The following is a 15,262-nucleotide window of genomic DNA, read 5'->3' on the forward strand; positions in this document are numbered from 1 at the left end:
CGCCAGCCCCTCGTCCGCAGGCCCGCGGCCCGTTAGCGTTCGAGCATGAGAATCGCAGTCACCGGTGGATCCGGGAAACTCGGCCGCAGCGTCGTCACCCGTCTCCGCGAGTCCGGCCACGACGTCTTCGTCCTCGACCGCGCGGGAACCCGCGGCGAGGGCGTCATCAGCATCGACATCACCGACTACGGGCAGGTCGTCGACGCCCTGCAGGCCGTGGGCGACCGCTACGAGGGGATCGACGCGGTCGTGCACCTCGCGGCAGTCCCGGCGCCGGGCATCGTCCCGGACATCGCGACCTTCCAGAACAACATGTCGTCGACCTTCAACGTCTTCCATGCGGCGATCCGCGCGGGCATCCGCAGCATCGTCTACGCGTCCAGCGAGACCGTGCTCGGCCTGCCCTTCGACGTGCCGCCGCCCTACATCCCGGTCGACGAGAAGTACCCGGCCCGCCCGGAGTCGGTCTACTCGCTGACCAAGCACCTCGAGGAGCAGCTGGCGATCGAGCTCTGCCGCTGGCACGAGGACCTCACGATCATCGGCCTGCGCTTCTCCAATGTGATGAACGAGGAGGACTACGCCGAGTTCCCGTCCTTCGACGCCGACGCGACACTGCGCAAGTGGAACCTCTGGGGCTACATCGACGGCCGCGACGGCGCGCAGGCGGTCGAGAAGGCCCTCGCGCACCGCGAGCCCGGCTTCGACCGCTTCATCATCGCGGCGGCCGACACCGTGATGACCCGCCCGAACGACGAGCTGGTCGCCGAGGTCTTCCCCGGCGTCGAGCTGCGCGGCGAGCTCGGCGTGAACGACACGCTGCTCTCGATCGACCACGCCCGCGAGGTGCTCGGCTACGCCCCCGAGCACTCCTGGCGCGACTCGCAGTAGCCACCGCCCGCCTCCGCGCCGTTCCGGCTCGCGAAACACCCTCCGGCTCGCAGGAATCCACGGATCCCGCGAGCCGGAGCCGTTTCCGCGAGCCGAAGCCGTTTCTGCGAGCCGGAGCCGCGCCGGACCGATCTCGGGCTTGTGGAACGACGTCCGGCTCGCTGGAGTCCGCGGTTTCCGCGTGCCGGGGGTGATTCCGCGTGCCGGAGGTGTGGTGCGGGGAGCTTCGGCTCGTGGAAGGGTGTCCGGCTTGCTGGAGTCCGCGGTTTCCGCGTGACGGAGGTGATCCCGCGTGCCGGAGGTGTGCCGGAGGTGCGGTGCGGGGAGCTTCGGCTCACGGATCGGTGTCCGGCTCGCTGGAGTCCGCGGTTTCCGCGTGCCGAGGGTGATCCCGCGTGCCGGAGGTGATCCCGCGTGCCGGAGGTGATCCCGCGTGCCGGAGGTGTGGTGCGGGGAGCTTCGGCTCGCGGAACGGTGTTCGGCTCGCTGGAGTCCGGGGTTTCTACGTGCCGAGAGTGATTCCGCGTGCCGGAGGTGGGGTGCGGGGAGCTTCGGCTCGTGGAACGGTGTCCGGCTCGCTGGAGTCCGCGGTTTCCGCGTGCCGAGGGTGATCCCGCGTGCCGGAGGTCTCCCACGGGAGCTCCGGCACGTGGAGACGCCTCCGGCTCGCGGGGATCCGAGGATCCCGCGAGCCGGAGGCATGAGGTCGAGCCGGAGGTGCCGGCTCAGCAGCCGAGGGTCAGCTGGGGATGTAGTTGAACTCGTCCGGGTTCGGGCCGGTGCGCTCGTCGCGGTTGAGCGCGGAGATCGCGGTCATCGACTCGTCGTCCAGCTCGAAGTCGAACAGCGCGAAGTTCTCCTCCACGCGCTTGCGGGTGACCGACTTCGGGAAGACGATGTCGCCGCGCTGGATGTGCCAGCGCAGGACGACCTGCGCGGGGGAGCGGTCGACGCTGTGTGCGATGCGGACGATCGCCTCGTCGTCCAGCACCTTGCCCTGCGCGATCGGCGACCAGGCCTCGGTCGCGATGCCGTGCTCGACGCCGTAGGCGCGGAGCTCCTCCTGCGTGAGGAAGGGGTGCACCTCGATCTGGTTCACGGCCGGGACGATCGTCGCCTCGGCGCGGAGCCGGTTGAGGTGGTTGGTCTGGAAGTTGGAGACGCCGATCGCCTTCGCCTTGCCGCTGCGATAGATCTCCTCCATCGCCTTCCAGGTCTCCAGGTAGTCGCCGACCTTCGGCAGCGGCCAGTGGATGAGGAAGAGGTCGACGTAGTCGAACTTCAGCTCGGCGAGGGTGTCGTCGATCGCCTGGAGGGCGTCCTCGCGGGCGTGGAAGCCGTTGTTGAGCTTCGAGGTGACGAAGACCTCGGAGCGGTCGAGGCCCGAGGCGCGCACGGCCTCGCCGACGCCGGCCTCGTTGCCGTACATCTCGGCGGTGTCGATGTGGCGGTAGCCGACCTCGAGGGCGGCGAGCGTCGCGTCCTTGGTCTCGGCGGGGTCGATCTGGAAGACACCGAAGCCCAGCTGCGGGATCTCGACTCCGTTGTTGAGGGTGATCGTGGGGACAGTGTTCGCGTCCGTGCTCATACTCGAGCGTCCTTTCGTCCGGGGATCGGCCGCATCGGAGAGCTTGCGGCCGGAGTACAGTCCACGCCCCGGGGCCTCCCAGGTGCAAGGCCTTGCGCCGCCGGCGAACATCGGCGGTCGTCCGGCGCCACCGGACGCTCGGGGAACGACGAAGGCCCCCGGCACGGATGCCGGGGGCCTTCGGGGGTCGCGTGACTACGCGCGGGACTTGCGGCCGGTGATCGCGCCGTAGATCAGCAGCACGATGATGGCGCCGACGACAGCGAGGATGATGCTGACGAGGTTGAAGCCCATCGGGTCGTCGCGCCCGAAGAGCGCGCCGCCGATGAATCCTCCGAGGAGGGCGCCGACGATGCCGAGGATGATGGTGATGATCCATCCGCCGCCCTGCTTGCCGGGCAGGATGAGCTTTGCGAGTGCGCCGGCGATGAGGCCGAGAACGATCCAACCGATGATGCCCATGATGTGTCTCCTTCGTAGTGTGCTCGACCGGCCGTTCCGGTGCGAGCGTCAACGCCTGTCGTGAAGGCGTCCTTGCAGATGATGTCGATCAGCGGAGTGAGCGCTGCACCTTCGCGCGTGCCTTGTCGGCGACCGCGGTGAAGTGCTTCGCCTCGCGCTTCGAGGTCTTCTTGAGCTTCTTGCGCGTCTTCTTCGTGGCCGGGTCGTTCCACACACCGAGTGCGAGATGGCGGAGCTCTTCGTAGCGTCCGCGGCCGGCGCGGGCGCCGAAGACGTACGCGGCGAGGGCGACGAGCGCCAGCAGGACGAGGCGGGGATTCATGCGGTGACCCTTCCATCGGAGAGAGCACAGGGTCGTGCTCGGCCCCCATTCCACTCTCCTGCGGATGCCGTGACAATTCAGGCCCGGACCGTTGACAACGGCCTCGCGGATCTGCTTGCGCCCGCGCGTTGTAGCAGAGGTCGTCCGCGACCGAAGCGGTCAGCAGACCGGAGCGTCCGCGAACCGGTCGTGCAGGTAGGGGCCGTAGCCGCCGTCCACGCGATTGCGGCGGCGTCCGGAGGTGGTCACCTCGCCGCGGTCGGTCGCTCCCACCCGGGCGCCGGCGGCGTGCAGGCGCTCGACCAGCAGGACGTCCTCGTGCAGCGGCTCGCCGCCGAACCCGCCTGCCGCCAGGTAGGCGCTCGCGCGCACGCCGAGGTTCGCGCCGTGGATGCTGCCGATCGACTCCTCCCGCTCGCGGGTGCGCTGCCAGCGGCCGTACATCTCCGGCGAGAGGTCGGACGGGTCGGGCCGGACCGTGCCGACCAGCGCGTCGTGGTGGCGCGCGTGCTCGACGTGCTCGAGCAGCCACTCCTCCGGCACGACGGTGTCGGCGTCGGTGTTCGCGAGCCAGACCCGGTCGTCCGGGACGGAGCCGGAGACGGAGCCGAGGGCGTGCGCGATGCCGGCCGCCCGCGCCGCGCCGACTCCGCAGCGCTCGAGCTCGAGGACCTCGGCGCCCGCGGCCCGCGCACGCTCCACCGTCGCGTCCGTGCAGCCGTCGGCCACGACGATCAGCCGGACCGCGACGTCAGGGGCGGTCGTGGCGAGGTGCGCGGCGCTCCGGAGGACCGACGCGACGGTGGCGCCGATCCGCTCCTCCTCGTCGTGGGCCGGCACGACCACCAGCAGCTCCTCGATCCGGGTCACAGCAGCCCCGTCCGCCGGGCGACCGAGCGGCCGTCGCGCGAGTGGACCTCGAGCAGCAGGTCCTCCTCCTCGTGCCGGGCGATCCGGTGCAGGCCGAGACCAGCGACGGCGCTCTGGACGGCGTCGCCGTCGAGCTCGAGGCCGTCGATCGGGTGCCGCCAGTGCACGGTGACGAGCTCGCCGGACGCGGAGAGCCGGTCGCGCACCCCGCGCAGCGTGCGCTCGAGCGTCTCGCGCCCCAGGTAGTAGCCGACCTCGGAGAGCACGATCAGGTCGAACGGACCCTCCGGCACCCCGCGAGTGATGTCGTGGTGCTCGACCCGCACGTGCGCGAGCGGCGCGAGCCGGCGGGCGGCCCGCTCCACGGCGGCCGCGGAGACGTCGATCGCCAGCAGGCGCTCGGCCCGCGCGGCGAGGGCCTCGGCCAGCACGCCGATCGAGGAGCCGATCTCGAGGACGGAGTCGTAGCGGCGCTCGGGCAGGCTCGCGAGGGTGAGGGCGCGCTTGCGCTCCTCGTACCAGCGGCTCGTGTACCCCCAGGGGTCCTCGTGCCGCTCGTACAGCTCGTCGAAGTAGCTCATCCCCGTGTCCTCGTCGCCGGGGCCGCGCCCGTCCGTCCCCCCGAGCCTAGGCAGGATCGGGGCTTCTCTCCGCCACTTGTCGGTCGGATCGCCGTGCGCTAGCTCCGGCCGGGCCATCAGCGGACCCGGATCAGGCGGTCGTCGCCGGCGAAGGCCCGGACGAAGAGCGGGTGGAGGACCGGGGCGATCCCGCCGGGTCCCGGCGCGGTCTGGCTCGGATAGCGCTCGCGGGCGCGGGCCTTCCGCTCCCGCAGGTCCTCGTCGGCTTCGACGCGGGCGAGCGCCGGCCACGGCACCTTGGCATCGTCGGGCGCGGCCCAGTGCCAGAGCCAGATCGGCGCCGCGAGCAGCGGGTGGCCGAGGGCGTCGGCCGCCTCGGTGCAGACCTCGCCGACGACGCGGTGGTCGCGGTGGCCGTCACCGGTCCAGGTGGAGAGCAGGAGGACCCGGCCGGGCTCTGCGGCGGCGCGGGCGAGCACCTCCGCGAGGATCCGGTCGCGGTGCTCGGGGGTGCCGGAGTCGGGGACGTCGAGGAAGGCGAGGCCGATCCCGGCGCCGAGCTCGTCGAGCGCGGCCCGGACCTCGGCGCGGCGCTCGGCGACGAGGGCGGCTGCGGCCCCGGGGGAGGAGGCGCCGTGCGCCGCGCCGCCGTCCGTCACGATCACGACGTCCACGGGGACGCCGAGGCGGCGGGCCAGGGCGATCGTGCCGCCGCAGCCGAGCGTCTCGTCGTCGGCGTGCGCGACGATGGCGAGCACGCGGTCGACGGCGAGGAGTGCGTCCTCCGGCAGGACCGGCAGCCGGTCGAGCCGCCCGTCCTCGCGCCAGCGCTCGACCGGGGTGCCCTCGAGGTGACCGTCGAACTCGATGACGCGGCTCACCACTCCTCCGTCTCGCCGCTGGCCAGGACCGCTCGGCCGAGGGCCGCGTCGTCGCGCTCGGCGTGGTGCTGGCGGACGTAGAGGGCGAGGTCGGCGACCCGCTTCGCGTGCTCCGCGTCGAGGGCCAGCGGAGCCGGTCCGAGCGCGCGGCCGGCGCGCAGCAGGATCTCCTCCACGGCGCTCGCGACCGTGCCGCGGACCCGCTTGGCCAGCAGTGCACCGCGGGCGCCCTCGGCCTCGCCCGCGTCGATCAGCGCCGAGGCCTCGTCGAGCGCGCGGCGCCCGGCGGACAGGGCGGTGTCCACCGCGCCGAGGTGCGCGAGCAGGTGCGGGTCCTCGCGGCGGGCGGCCGCCCGGGCCAGCGTCGCGGCGACGCCCCGGGCCCCGCCGAGCCAGCAGGCGGCCACGCCGATCCCGCCCCAGCCGAAGCCCGGTCGCGAGAGGTACCAGCCGGGAGCACCGACCTCCTGGGCGCGCGCACCGGCGAAGCGCACCGGCCCGCTCGGGATCTCGGTCAGCCCGCGGGGGTGCCAGGCGTTCTCCTCCGGGGTCGCGGTGCCGTCGCCGAGGCGCACGGCGAAGAGCCGGCGCTCGCCGGAGCCCCCACCGACGTGCGCCGTGATCAGCGCCGCGTCCAGGCGGCCGGCCAGCGAGCACCAGGGCTTCACGCCGTCCAGTCGCCAGGCGTCGCCCTCGGGAGTCGCGACGAGCGGCTCGTCGCCGCCCTCCGCCGCGAAGACGCCCCAGACCGCGTCGTCCTGCACGCCGACGTCCGCGGCGGACAGGCCCGCCTCGCCGAGGATCGCGAGCGCGTCGAGGTGCGGCTCGATCGCGCGGGCGACGCCGAGATCGTGCCGGGCCAGGCGCTCGAGCAGGCCGTGCAGCTCGGCGGTGCGGCCGGTGCCGGGCCGCGGCGGGTCGGCGGAGAGGGTGCGGGCGAGGGCCAGAGCGCCGTCGACGTCGCCGGGAAGGGAGGGAGGAGCGAGCGGTTCCATCCCCGTGGACGCTACGCGGTCGGCGCCGGGCCCGCCCCGGATTGTCCGGGGGAGGGCTCGGTGGTAGCGCCGCGCATGTCCAGAGCGGTGATGCGGCGCAGGAGGACGGCGAAGAGCTCGACGTCGCCCGCGTCCCAGCGGCGCAGCTCCTCGTGCATCAGCGCCTGGCGGGAGCTGCGGATCGCCCGCATCCGCTCGGCGGTCTCCGGCGGCACCGAGAGGATCGTCGCGCGCCCGTCGTCGGGATCGGGGGAGCGCTGCAGCAGACCGAGGCGGTCGAGCGCGGAGATCTGCCGGCTGATCGAGGACTTGTCCGTCTCGAGCAGCTCGGCCAGGGCGCCGGAGTGCATCGGGCCGCGCCGCTCCAGGGTGGCGAGCGTCCGGTACCCCGCGGTGCTCAGCTCCGGATGCAGGCGCTCGGCGGCGGAGCGCATCGCGTCGCGCACCCGGTTGAAGAGGGTGCTCAGCTCGCCCTCGACGGCGGCGATCGCGGCGTCGGTCGCGCCCTCGGTCGCGCGGTCGCCTTCGGCGTGCCCGCCGGTCTCGGGGTCGGGAGGGGAGGACGGGCCGGTCATCCCTCCAGCATCCCGCCTCGATCCGACTTGCGCACGACCCCGTCCACGTCGTACGCTTCCCGAAGCCAAAGACCGCCGGTTTCCGGTGTGCGCACGAGCAGGGCCCAGGCCCCGCGGATCGCCACCGGACGAAGGATTCGCGAAGCGAATGGCCCGCGCAGGTGTGCAAGAGATGTGTTCCGCGTTCATCGCGTTCCCCAGGCTCCCGCGCTCCTGCGCCGGAGCCTTTTTCTTTGCGTGCCTTCGGGCTACCGGCACGAGAATTCACAGGAGTAGCCATGGCGAACAAGGAAGCCTCGGTCGCCGAACTCACGGAGAAGTTCCAGAGTTCGACCGCCGTTCTGCTGACCGAGTACCGCGGTCTCACTGTTGCTCAGCTCAAGACGCTGCGCAAGGACATCAGTGAGCACGCGACCTACGCCGTGGTGAAGAACACGCTGACCAAGATCGCGGCGAACAACGCCGGGATCTCGTCCTTCGACGCCGAGCTCGCTGGCCCTTCGGCCATCGCGTTCGTGCACGGCGACCCCGTCGCCGTCGCGAAGTCGCTGCGTGCCTTCGCCAAGGCAAACCCTCTCCTCGTGGTCAAGGGCGGTTACTTCGACGGTAACCCGCTGACCGCGGAAGAGGTGGGAAAGCTCGCCGACCTCGAGTCCCGTGAAGTGCTGCTCGGCAAGCTCGCCGGCGCCTTCAAGGCCTCGCTCTTCGGTGCCGCTTACCTGTTCCAGGCGCCGCTGTCCAAGGCCGTTCGCACGGTCGAGGCACTGCGCGAGAAGCAGGAGTCCGCGAGCTGACGCTTCCCTCCGGGAGGCAGTGCGCACGCGGTTCGTAGACAAGAAACAACAAGGAGAAAAATCATGGCAAAGCTCACGCAGGACGAGCTCATCGAGGCCTTCAAGGAGCTCACGCTCATCGAGCTCTCTGAGTTCGTGAAGAAGTTCGAAGAGGTCTTCGAGGTCACCGCCGCCGCGCCCGTCGCCGCTGCTGGTGTCGCCGGCCCGGCCGCCCCGGCCGAAGAGGTCGAGGAGCAGACCGAGTTCGACGTCGTGCTCGAGGCCGCCGGCGAGAAGAAGATCCAGGTCATCAAGGAGGTCCGCGCGCTCACGAGCCTCGGCCTCGGCGAGGCGAAGGCTGTCGTCGACGGCGCCCCCAAGGCTGTCCTCGAGGCCGTCAACAAGGAGACCGCCGAGAAGGCCAAGGCCCAGCTCGAGGCCGCCGGCGCGACCGTCACCGTCAAGTAATCCCCTCGCACCCGTCAGGGTGCACGGGTCCTCCCTCGGGCGGCCCACCGGCGCAGGGCGTCGTCTCCTCGGAGGCGGCGCCCTTCGTCGTTCCCGCTCGTCGTCGCGCTGTCCTCCCTGCGCTGTCGTCACCGCCCCGGCGTCCCCGACCGGGGGTGATCGGCCTCCCCGGTGCCGCGCGACGCAGCCTCTAGAATCGGCGGGTGACTGCTATCGATCCGCTCGCAGGCCTGCCGGCCCGCGACGTGCCGCCCAGCGAGGTGTCGCTGAGCGAGCTGCTGAGCGACTTCGTCTCGGTGACGCACCGGATCACCCGCCTCGCCGCGCAGGCCACCGACAACCAGGAGTCGCAGGCCGTCTGGCGCACCCTGTCGGTGCTGCTGTCGATGGGGCCGATGCGTCTGGGCGAGCTGGCGACCCAGAGCCGCGTCTCGCAGCCCACGATGACCAAGATCGTGAAGAACCTCGTCGAGGCCGGCTGGCTCGACCGCATCGCCGACCCGGCCGACGCGCGGGCCTGGCAGATCCGCCTCGCCCCCGACGGCGCCGCCGCGCTCAGCGCCTGGCGCACCCAGCTGGGCGACGCCCTCACGCCGATCTTCGCCGACCTCCGCCCCGAGGACCGCCGCGTCCTCGAGCGAGCCGTCGAGATCATGCACGAGCGCCTCGTCGTCGCCCCGCGCGACTGACCCCGCCCTCTCCATGCTGGTCGAGTAGCCCCGCAGGGGCGTATCGAGACCCACCGTCGTCAGCGACTCGTGCAGGATGAGCGGGTGCAGATGCGACTCGAACTCGTCCCCGTGCCCGTCTCCGACGTCGATCGGGCGCTGGCGTTCTACGCGGACGTCGTCGGCTTCCACGTCGATCACGACGTCCGGCCCTCGCCGTCGATGCGGGTCGTCCAGCTGACGCCGCCCGGCTCCGCGTGCTCGATCGTGATCGGCACCGGGATGGGGCCCGGGCCGGAGGACGGCGTCGTCCGCGGGCTGCACCTCGTCGTCGACGACATCGCCGCCGCGCGCGCCGAGCTGGTCGAGCGCGGTCTCGAGCTGTCGGACGTCCAGGACATGGGCGGCGTGAAGTACGCCCACTTCGCCGACCCGGACGGCAACACCTGGTCCCTCCAGGAGATCGGCTCCCGCACCGCGCCCGCCTGAGCGGACGCCGGGATCTCGATACGCCCGCTTCGCGGGCTACTCGATCAGCATGCCGACGCCGACGAGGTCCGCCGCCCCATGCTGGTCGAGTAGCCCCGCAGGGGCGTATCGAGACCCGGCGTCCTCAGTACGGCGGGTCTGCAGGCTCCTGTTCTGATGCTGGGGGATCTCGATACGCCCGCTGCGCGGGCTACTCGATCAGCATGGAGCGGACGCGGCCGCCCCGCGTCAGTCCTCGGGCCAGCGGACGCGGGCGCCCGAGTCCGGGTGCTTGCGGAGCCAGGCCGCGACGAAGGGGCAGCGCGGGACGACGGTGCCTCCCGCTTCCGTCACCGCGAGGACCGCGGCGCGGGCGAGGACGCTGCCGAGGCCGTGTCCCTCCCAGGCGTCGTCGACGACGGTGTGGGTCAGCACGACCTCGTCGCCGCGGCGGACGTAGGCCGCGAATCCCGCGACCTCGCCGTCGACGGAGATCTCGAAGCGGGAGCGCTCGGGGGCGTCGCGGACGACGGGGGAGGGGGCGGCGGAGTCGCTCATGCTCCGATTCTCGCGCCCCGCGGGGCCGACGTGCTGGTGCGGATGACGAGGGAGGCGGGGATGGTCGTGTGCCGGGCGGGCGGCGGCGCCTCGCCCCGGGCCAGCGCGGCCAGCGCCTCCAGAACCAGCGCGACCGCGAGCTCGCCCTGCTGCCGCGGGTCCTGGCGGATCGAGCTCAGGCCGAACAGCTCGGCCAAGGGGTGGTCGTCGATCCCGATGATCGAGACGTCCTCCGGCACCGAGAGCCCGAGCTCGCGCGCCGCGAGGATGATGCCGATCCCGATCTCGTCGGAGGCGGCGAAGATCGCGGTCGGCCGGGTGCGCGGGTCGCCCAGCACCTGACGCCCGGCCCGGTGCCCGCCGGGGATGTCGAACCGGGTCGGCACGAAGTGGCCGGCCTCGCGCTCGAGTCCGGCCGCCGCGAGGGCCTGCGAGAAGCCCTCGTGGCGCTTGGTGTGCACGTGGAAGTCCATCTCCTCCTCCGCCAGTCCGCCGATGTGGACGATGCGCTCGTGGCCGAGGGAGAGCAGGTGCTCGGTGGCGAGCCGGGCCGCGGCGACGTCGTCGATGCTGAAGGTGGGGATGCCGGGGAGCGAGCCGCCGATCCCGACGATCGGCTTGCCCAGGGCGAGCAGCGCCTCCGTCTCGTCGGGCGAGATCTCGAGGGTCACGGCGACGATCGCGTCGACGCGCTTGCGGACGAGGTAGTACTCGAAGACGCTGCGGCGCGCGTCGCGGTGCTTGTCGATGTTGTAGAGGAGCAGGTCGTAGCCGGCGGCGAGCAGGGCGCGCTCGATGCCCTCGATGATCCCGCCGAAGAACCACTGGTTGATCACCGGGATGATCACGGCGACGTTGTTGCTGCGCCCGGTGACGAGGCTCGAGGCGTTGGCCGAGACGACGTAGCCGAGGCTCGACGCGGCGTGCTCGACCCGCTGCTTCGTCCCGGCGGAGACGTAGCCGCGGCCGCTCAGGGCGCGCGAGACGGTCGCCTTCGACACTCCCGCGAGCTCGGCGACCTCTTCGATGCCTGGCACGGCGTTCCTCCCGGACCGTCCGGCGTCGGTGCTGGAAACGGTTCCAGAAAGTTATACCCCGGGCTCGACGCGAGGGGGAGCGTCGAGATCGATCTCCCGCGGCGCACGGCCCGATTTACCGCGGTTCGTCGCCGGATCGTTATCTCAGAGAGCGCTCTATCGCCGCCGTTGTGCTTTCATCGATCTTGTGGAAAGGTTTCCCTCCGTGGAGGCCCGAGCCACACGAACCCGGTGTTCCGCTCGGAGAGTCTCCGCACGGAACCACCAACAGCATCCGAGTCGTCGCAGCACCTGCTTCGAGTCGCCTCAGCCCGCCGGCCCGCCGGACGGCACCGGCCCTCGGCTGAACCACCACTCAATGAGGAGGAACCATGCGGTCATCCCTGCACCGCCGTATCACCCTTCCCGTCGCCGTTCTCGCAGCGGCCGGGATCGCCCTCGCCGGCTGCTCGAGCAGCAGCGACCCGAACGACCCGAACGCGGGCGGCGGCAGCTCCGCCGGCACCGTGGGCACCGCCGACGGCGTCGTCAACGTCTACGGCACCATCAACGGCGACGAGGCCACCCTTCTCGAGCAGTCCTGGGCGGACTGGGAGAAGGAGTCGGGCATCGACATCAAGTACACCGGCGACAAGGAGTTCGAGAAGCAGATCGGCATCAAGGTCCAGGGTGGCGACACCCCCGACCTCGCGATCTTCCCGCAGCCGGGTCTGCTCGCCGACACCGTCGCCTCCGGCAAGGTCCAGGAGCTGCCCGCCGGCGCGCTCAAGAACGTCCAGGACAACTGGTCCGAGGACTGGCAGAAGTACGGCCAGGTCGACGGCACCCAGTACGGCGCGCCGCTGATGGCCTCCGTCAAGGGCTACATCTGGTACTCGCCGAAGAAGTTCGCCGAGTGGGGCGTCTCCGTTCCCACCACCTGGGACGAGATGGAGGCGCTGGGCAAGACCATCGCCGAGAAGACCGGCGGACCGTCCTGGTGCGCGGGCTTCAACTCCGGTGAGGCGTCCGGCTGGCCGGGCACCGACTGGATCGAGGACGCCGTCCTCCGCGAGGCCGGCCCCGACGTGTACGACTCCTGGGTCGCGGGCGACACCCCGTTCACCGACCCCGAGATCAAGGCGGCCTTCGACAAGGTCGGCTCGATCCTCCTCGACCCGACGCTGGTCAACGCCGGCTACGGCGACGTCTCCTCGATCAACTCGACCGCCTTCGGCGACGTCGCGCAGAACGTCGCCAACGGCACCTGCGCGCTGACCCACCAGGCCTCGTTCTTCGAGGGCTTCCTGATCTCGGCCGGCGCCAACGTCGCCGAGGACGGCGACGTCTGGGCCTTCCTCACCCCGCCGGCCGAGGCGGGCGACGCCCAGGCCGTCACCGGTGGTGGCGAGATGGTCGCCGCGTTCTCGAACGACGAGGACACCGCCAAGGTCCAGGAGTACCTGGCCAGCGCCGACTGGGCCAACAGCCGCGTCAAGCTCGGTGGCGTCATCTCGGCGAACACCGGCCTCGACGCCGCCAACGCCGGCAGCGACATCCTGAAGGACTCCATCGGCATCCTCCAGGACCCGGACACCACCTTCCGCTTCGACGGCTCGGACCTCATGCCGAAGTCCGTCGGCGCCGACAGCTTCTGGAAGGGCATGGTCGACTGGATCGACGGCTCGAGCACCGATCAGGTCCTCGAGGAGATCCAGGCCGGCTACACCTCCTAGCAGTCGCGGAGAGGGCCGTCGCTCCCCGGAGCGGCGGCCCTCGACCGATGCCCGTCCGGCCGGATCGCACCCGCGGTCCGGCCGGACCGGGCCTCACCAGAGTTCAGAGTCGCACTCGAAAGGGCGTCCATGTCCGGCTTCTTCCAGTGGCTGGCGAGCATCCCCCCGCTCGCGCAGATCCCCATCATCCTTCTGGCGTTCGCGGCGGTCGTCGCGATCATCCTCTTCTTCGTCGAGATCGCCCCGCGGCGCGGCACCGGCTACACGATCCTCCGCCTCGCCGTCACGGTCCTCCTCCCGGTGGTCCTCCTCCTCGCGTTCGGCCTCTACAACTCGGTGATGTGGGTCGCGGTCGTCGCGGCGGTCATCGGCGGCATCCTCTTCCTGCTCGACTTCCGGTCCCGCAAAGGCGCGGGCTACGGACTGCAGCTGATCGCGTTCATGGCTCCGGCCGCCTTCTTCATCCTGATCGGCCTGATCTACCCGACGATCACGACCGCGCTGAACGCCTTCATGAAGAACGACGGCTCCGGATTCGCCGGCCTCGACAACTTCATCTGGGTCTTCACCAGCCCGGACGGCGTGACCGCCTTCCTCAACACCGTGGTCTGGGTGCTCCTCGCCCCGATCACCGCCACCGCGATCGGCCTCGCCTACGCGGTCTTCATCGACAAGAGCCGCGGCGAGAAGTTCTTCAAGCTGCTGGTCTTCATGCCGATGGCGATCTCGTTCGTCGGCGCGTCGATCATCTTCAAGTTCTTCTACGACACCCGCCAGGGCGAGCAGATCGGTGTCCTCAACGGCATCCTCACCGCGTTCGGCGGCTCGCCCGTCGACTGGCTGGGCCTCGAGCCGTGGAACACGCTGTTCCTGGTCGTCGTGCTGATCTGGACCCAGGCCGGCTTCGCGATGACGGTCCTCTCGGCCGCCATCAAGGGCGTGCCGTCCGAGCAGCTGGAGGCGGCGTCGCTCGACGGCACCAACGCCTGGCAGTCGTTCTGGAACGTCGTCGTCCCGGGCATCCGCTCCTCGATCGTCGTCGTGCTGACCACGATCTCGATCGCGTCCCTGAAGGTCTTCGACATCGTCTCGGCGATGACCGGCGGCCGCTCCGACACCACCGTCCTCGCCTTCGAGATGGTGCGCCAGTTCCAGCTCGGCGCCCGCAGCGGCTACAGCGCGGCCCTCGCGGTCATCCTGTTCCTGCTCGTGCTCCCGATCGTCGTCTACAACGCCCGCCAGCTCGCCAAGCAGAGGGAGATCCGATGAGCGTCACGCCCACTCCGATCCAGGTTCCGGTCGACCGCAGCACCGAGCGCGCGCTCGCCCGCGGCGAGTCGAAGATCGAGGCGGCCAGCGGCAAGGTCCGCAAGGCGACCACCTCGCGCGGAGCGACGCTCGCGGCCGCGATCATCGCGGCGATCTGGACCATCCCGACCCTCGGGCTGTTCATCTCGTCGTTCCGCCCCGCGAACGACATCAAGACGACCGGCTGGTGGACGATCTTCGCCAACCCCGGCTTCACCCTCGACAACTACGCGAACGCGCTCAACTCCGGCGACAGCCTGACGCTGGGCAAGGCGTTCGTGAACTCGCTGGTCATCACGCTGCCGGCGGCGCTCATCCCGATCACGATCGCCAGCCTCGCGGCCTACGCGTTCGCGTGGATCGACTTCAAGGGCCGCAACACGCTCTTCGTGCTCGTGTTCTCGCTGCAGATCGTGCCGATCCAGATGGCCCTCGTGCCGCTGCTGCAGCTGTTCTCGGACGGCCTGCGCATCGGCAACCTCTACATCCTCCCCGGACTCGGAGTGAACGGGTTGGACGGCTCGTACGCGAAGGTGTGGATCGCGCACACGATCTTCGCGCTCCCGCTGGCGATCTTCATGCTGCACAACTTCATCTCGGAGATCCCCGGCGAGGTCATCGAGGCGGCGCGCGTGGACGGAGCCGGCCACGGCCAGATCTTCTTCCGCATCGTGCTGCCGCTGTCGGTCCCGGCGATCGCCTCGTTCGGCATCTTCCAGTTCCTCTGGGTCTGGAACGACCTGCTGGTCGCGACGGTCTTCACCTCCGGGCAGGGGCTCCCGATCACGAAGGCGCTGCAGGACCTCTCGGGCTCGTACGGCCAGTCGTGGGAGCTCCTCACGGCCGGCGCGTTCATCTCGATCATCGTCCCCCTGATCGTGTTCTTCGCCCTCCAGCGCTTCTTCGTCCGCGGCCTGCTGGCCGGCGCGACCAAGGGCTAGACGCTCGCACCGGAGGCCCGGGTCCTGCTCACGCAGGGCCCGGGCCTTCTGTCGTCCCAGACATGCTGATCGAGTAGCCCGCGAAGCGGGCGTATCGGTGATTGCCTTGGTGTGTCGCGGGGTTCTGACTCGTCTGCGTATCTGACGCCTGGCAGGGCTGT

18 protein-coding genes are annotated in these 15,262 nt (G+C 70.9%); 8 read left to right on the top strand and 10 right to left on the bottom strand.

Features of this window, described 5'->3' with window-relative positions:
* The first annotated feature begins 45 nt into the window (after positions 1-45).
* Complete coding sequence (locus MT351_RS04275; RefSeq protein ID WP_123447800.1) at positions 46-891, top strand: NAD(P)-dependent oxidoreductase; 846 nt, start codon at positions 46-48, stop codon at positions 889-891.
* A 739-nt stretch (positions 892-1,630) separates the two neighbouring features.
* On the opposite strand, the gene MT351_RS04280 is transcribed toward MT351_RS04275, so the two are convergent.
* From MT351_RS04280 to MT351_RS04315, 8 genes are all read right to left on the bottom strand, one after another.
* The gene (locus tag MT351_RS04280) at positions 1,631-2,479 is read right to left on the bottom strand and encodes an aldo/keto reductase (RefSeq protein WP_123447799.1); all 849 of its coding nucleotides are present in this window, start codon (positions 2,477-2,479) and stop codon (positions 1,631-1,633) included.
* Positions 2,480-2,674: 195 nt separating this feature from the next.
* On the bottom strand, positions 2,675-2,941 hold the full coding sequence (locus tag MT351_RS04285) for a GlsB/YeaQ/YmgE family stress response membrane protein (RefSeq protein WP_056041656.1): 267 nt from the start codon (positions 2,939-2,941) through the stop codon (positions 2,675-2,677).
* Between the two features lie 88 nt (positions 2,942-3,029).
* Positions 3,030-3,263, bottom strand: coding sequence for a YtxH domain-containing protein (locus MT351_RS04290; RefSeq protein ID WP_123447798.1), 234 nt, complete (start codon positions 3,261-3,263; stop codon positions 3,030-3,032).
* 159 nt (positions 3,264-3,422) lie between these two features.
* Positions 3,423-4,133, bottom strand: a complete 711-nt coding sequence (locus MT351_RS04295; protein ID WP_123737362.1) for a glycosyltransferase family 2 protein — start codon at positions 4,131-4,133, stop codon at positions 3,423-3,425.
* Positions 4,130-4,714: an SAM-dependent methyltransferase gene (locus MT351_RS04300; protein WP_123447796.1), complete on the bottom strand. Its 585-nt coding sequence runs from the start codon at positions 4,712-4,714 to the stop codon at positions 4,130-4,132. Before MT351_RS04300 ends, MT351_RS04295 begins: the two co-directional genes overlap by 4 nt.
* Before the next feature lie 116 nt (positions 4,715-4,830).
* A complete protein-coding gene (locus MT351_RS04305; protein ID WP_243581347.1) occupies positions 4,831-5,595 on the bottom strand; it encodes a PIG-L deacetylase family protein in 765 nt (254 codons plus the stop codon).
* Positions 5,592-6,590: an acyl-CoA dehydrogenase gene (locus MT351_RS04310; RefSeq protein ID WP_243581348.1), complete on the bottom strand. Its 999-nt coding sequence runs from the start codon at positions 6,588-6,590 to the stop codon at positions 5,592-5,594. Before MT351_RS04310 ends, MT351_RS04305 begins: the two co-directional genes overlap by 4 nt.
* Positions 6,591-6,601: 11 nt before the next feature.
* On the bottom strand, positions 6,602-7,165 hold the full coding sequence (locus MT351_RS04315; RefSeq protein ID WP_243581349.1) for a MarR family winged helix-turn-helix transcriptional regulator: 564 nt from the start codon (positions 7,163-7,165) through the stop codon (positions 6,602-6,604).
* 278 nt (positions 7,166-7,443) lie between these two features.
* On the opposite strand from MT351_RS04315, the gene rplJ reads away from it, so the two are divergent.
* The 4 genes from rplJ to MT351_RS04335 all read left to right on the top strand — a co-directional run bounded on the left by rplJ (position 7,444) and on the right by MT351_RS04335 (position 9,563).
* Positions 7,444-7,959, top strand: coding sequence for a 50S ribosomal protein L10 (gene rplJ / locus MT351_RS04320; protein WP_123447792.1), 516 nt, complete (start codon positions 7,444-7,446; stop codon positions 7,957-7,959).
* A 63-nt stretch (positions 7,960-8,022) separates the two neighbouring features.
* Complete coding sequence (rplL, locus tag MT351_RS04325; RefSeq protein WP_055791021.1) at positions 8,023-8,406, top strand: 50S ribosomal protein L7/L12; 384 nt, start codon at positions 8,023-8,025, stop codon at positions 8,404-8,406.
* Positions 8,407-8,609: 203 nt separating this feature from the next.
* Positions 8,610-9,095 (top strand): MarR family winged helix-turn-helix transcriptional regulator, encoded by a 486-nt coding sequence (locus MT351_RS04330; RefSeq protein WP_243581350.1) that lies wholly within the window; start codon positions 8,610-8,612, stop codon positions 9,093-9,095.
* Between the two features lie 84 nt (positions 9,096-9,179).
* Complete coding sequence (locus MT351_RS04335; RefSeq protein ID WP_243581351.1) at positions 9,180-9,563, top strand: VOC family protein; 384 nt, start codon at positions 9,180-9,182, stop codon at positions 9,561-9,563.
* A 228-nt stretch (positions 9,564-9,791) separates the two neighbouring features.
* Here MT351_RS04335 and MT351_RS04340 read toward each other — a convergent pair whose 3' ends face one another.
* Both MT351_RS04340 and MT351_RS04345 read right to left on the bottom strand, forming a co-directional pair.
* On the bottom strand, positions 9,792-10,100 hold the full coding sequence (locus tag MT351_RS04340; RefSeq protein WP_243581352.1) for a GNAT family N-acetyltransferase: 309 nt from the start codon (positions 10,098-10,100) through the stop codon (positions 9,792-9,794).
* A complete protein-coding gene (locus MT351_RS04345; protein WP_123737356.1) occupies positions 10,097-11,137 on the bottom strand; it encodes a LacI family DNA-binding transcriptional regulator in 1,041 nt (346 codons plus the stop codon). Before MT351_RS04345 ends, MT351_RS04340 begins: the two co-directional genes overlap by 4 nt.
* Before the next feature lie 371 nt (positions 11,138-11,508).
* On the opposite strand from MT351_RS04345, the gene MT351_RS04350 reads away from it, so the two are divergent.
* The 3 genes from MT351_RS04350 to MT351_RS04360 all read left to right on the top strand — a co-directional run bounded on the left by MT351_RS04350 (position 11,509) and on the right by MT351_RS04360 (position 15,101).
* Entirely contained in the window at positions 11,509-12,852 is a 1,344-nt protein-coding gene (locus MT351_RS04350; RefSeq protein WP_123737355.1) for an ABC transporter substrate-binding protein, read from the top strand.
* Between the two features lie 129 nt (positions 12,853-12,981).
* On the top strand, positions 12,982-14,121 hold the full coding sequence (locus tag MT351_RS04355; protein WP_123705268.1) for a carbohydrate ABC transporter permease: 1,140 nt from the start codon (positions 12,982-12,984) through the stop codon (positions 14,119-14,121).
* A complete protein-coding gene (locus tag MT351_RS04360) occupies positions 14,118-15,101 on the top strand; it encodes a carbohydrate ABC transporter permease (protein WP_123447787.1) in 984 nt (327 codons plus the stop codon). Before MT351_RS04355 ends, MT351_RS04360 begins: the two co-directional genes overlap by 4 nt.
* Positions 15,102-15,262: the final 161 nt, after the last annotated feature.

It is taken from the genome of Rathayibacter sp. VKM Ac-2926, assembly GCF_022815565.1.
GTDB lineage: Bacteria > Actinomycetota > Actinomycetes > Actinomycetales > Microbacteriaceae > Rathayibacter > Rathayibacter festucae.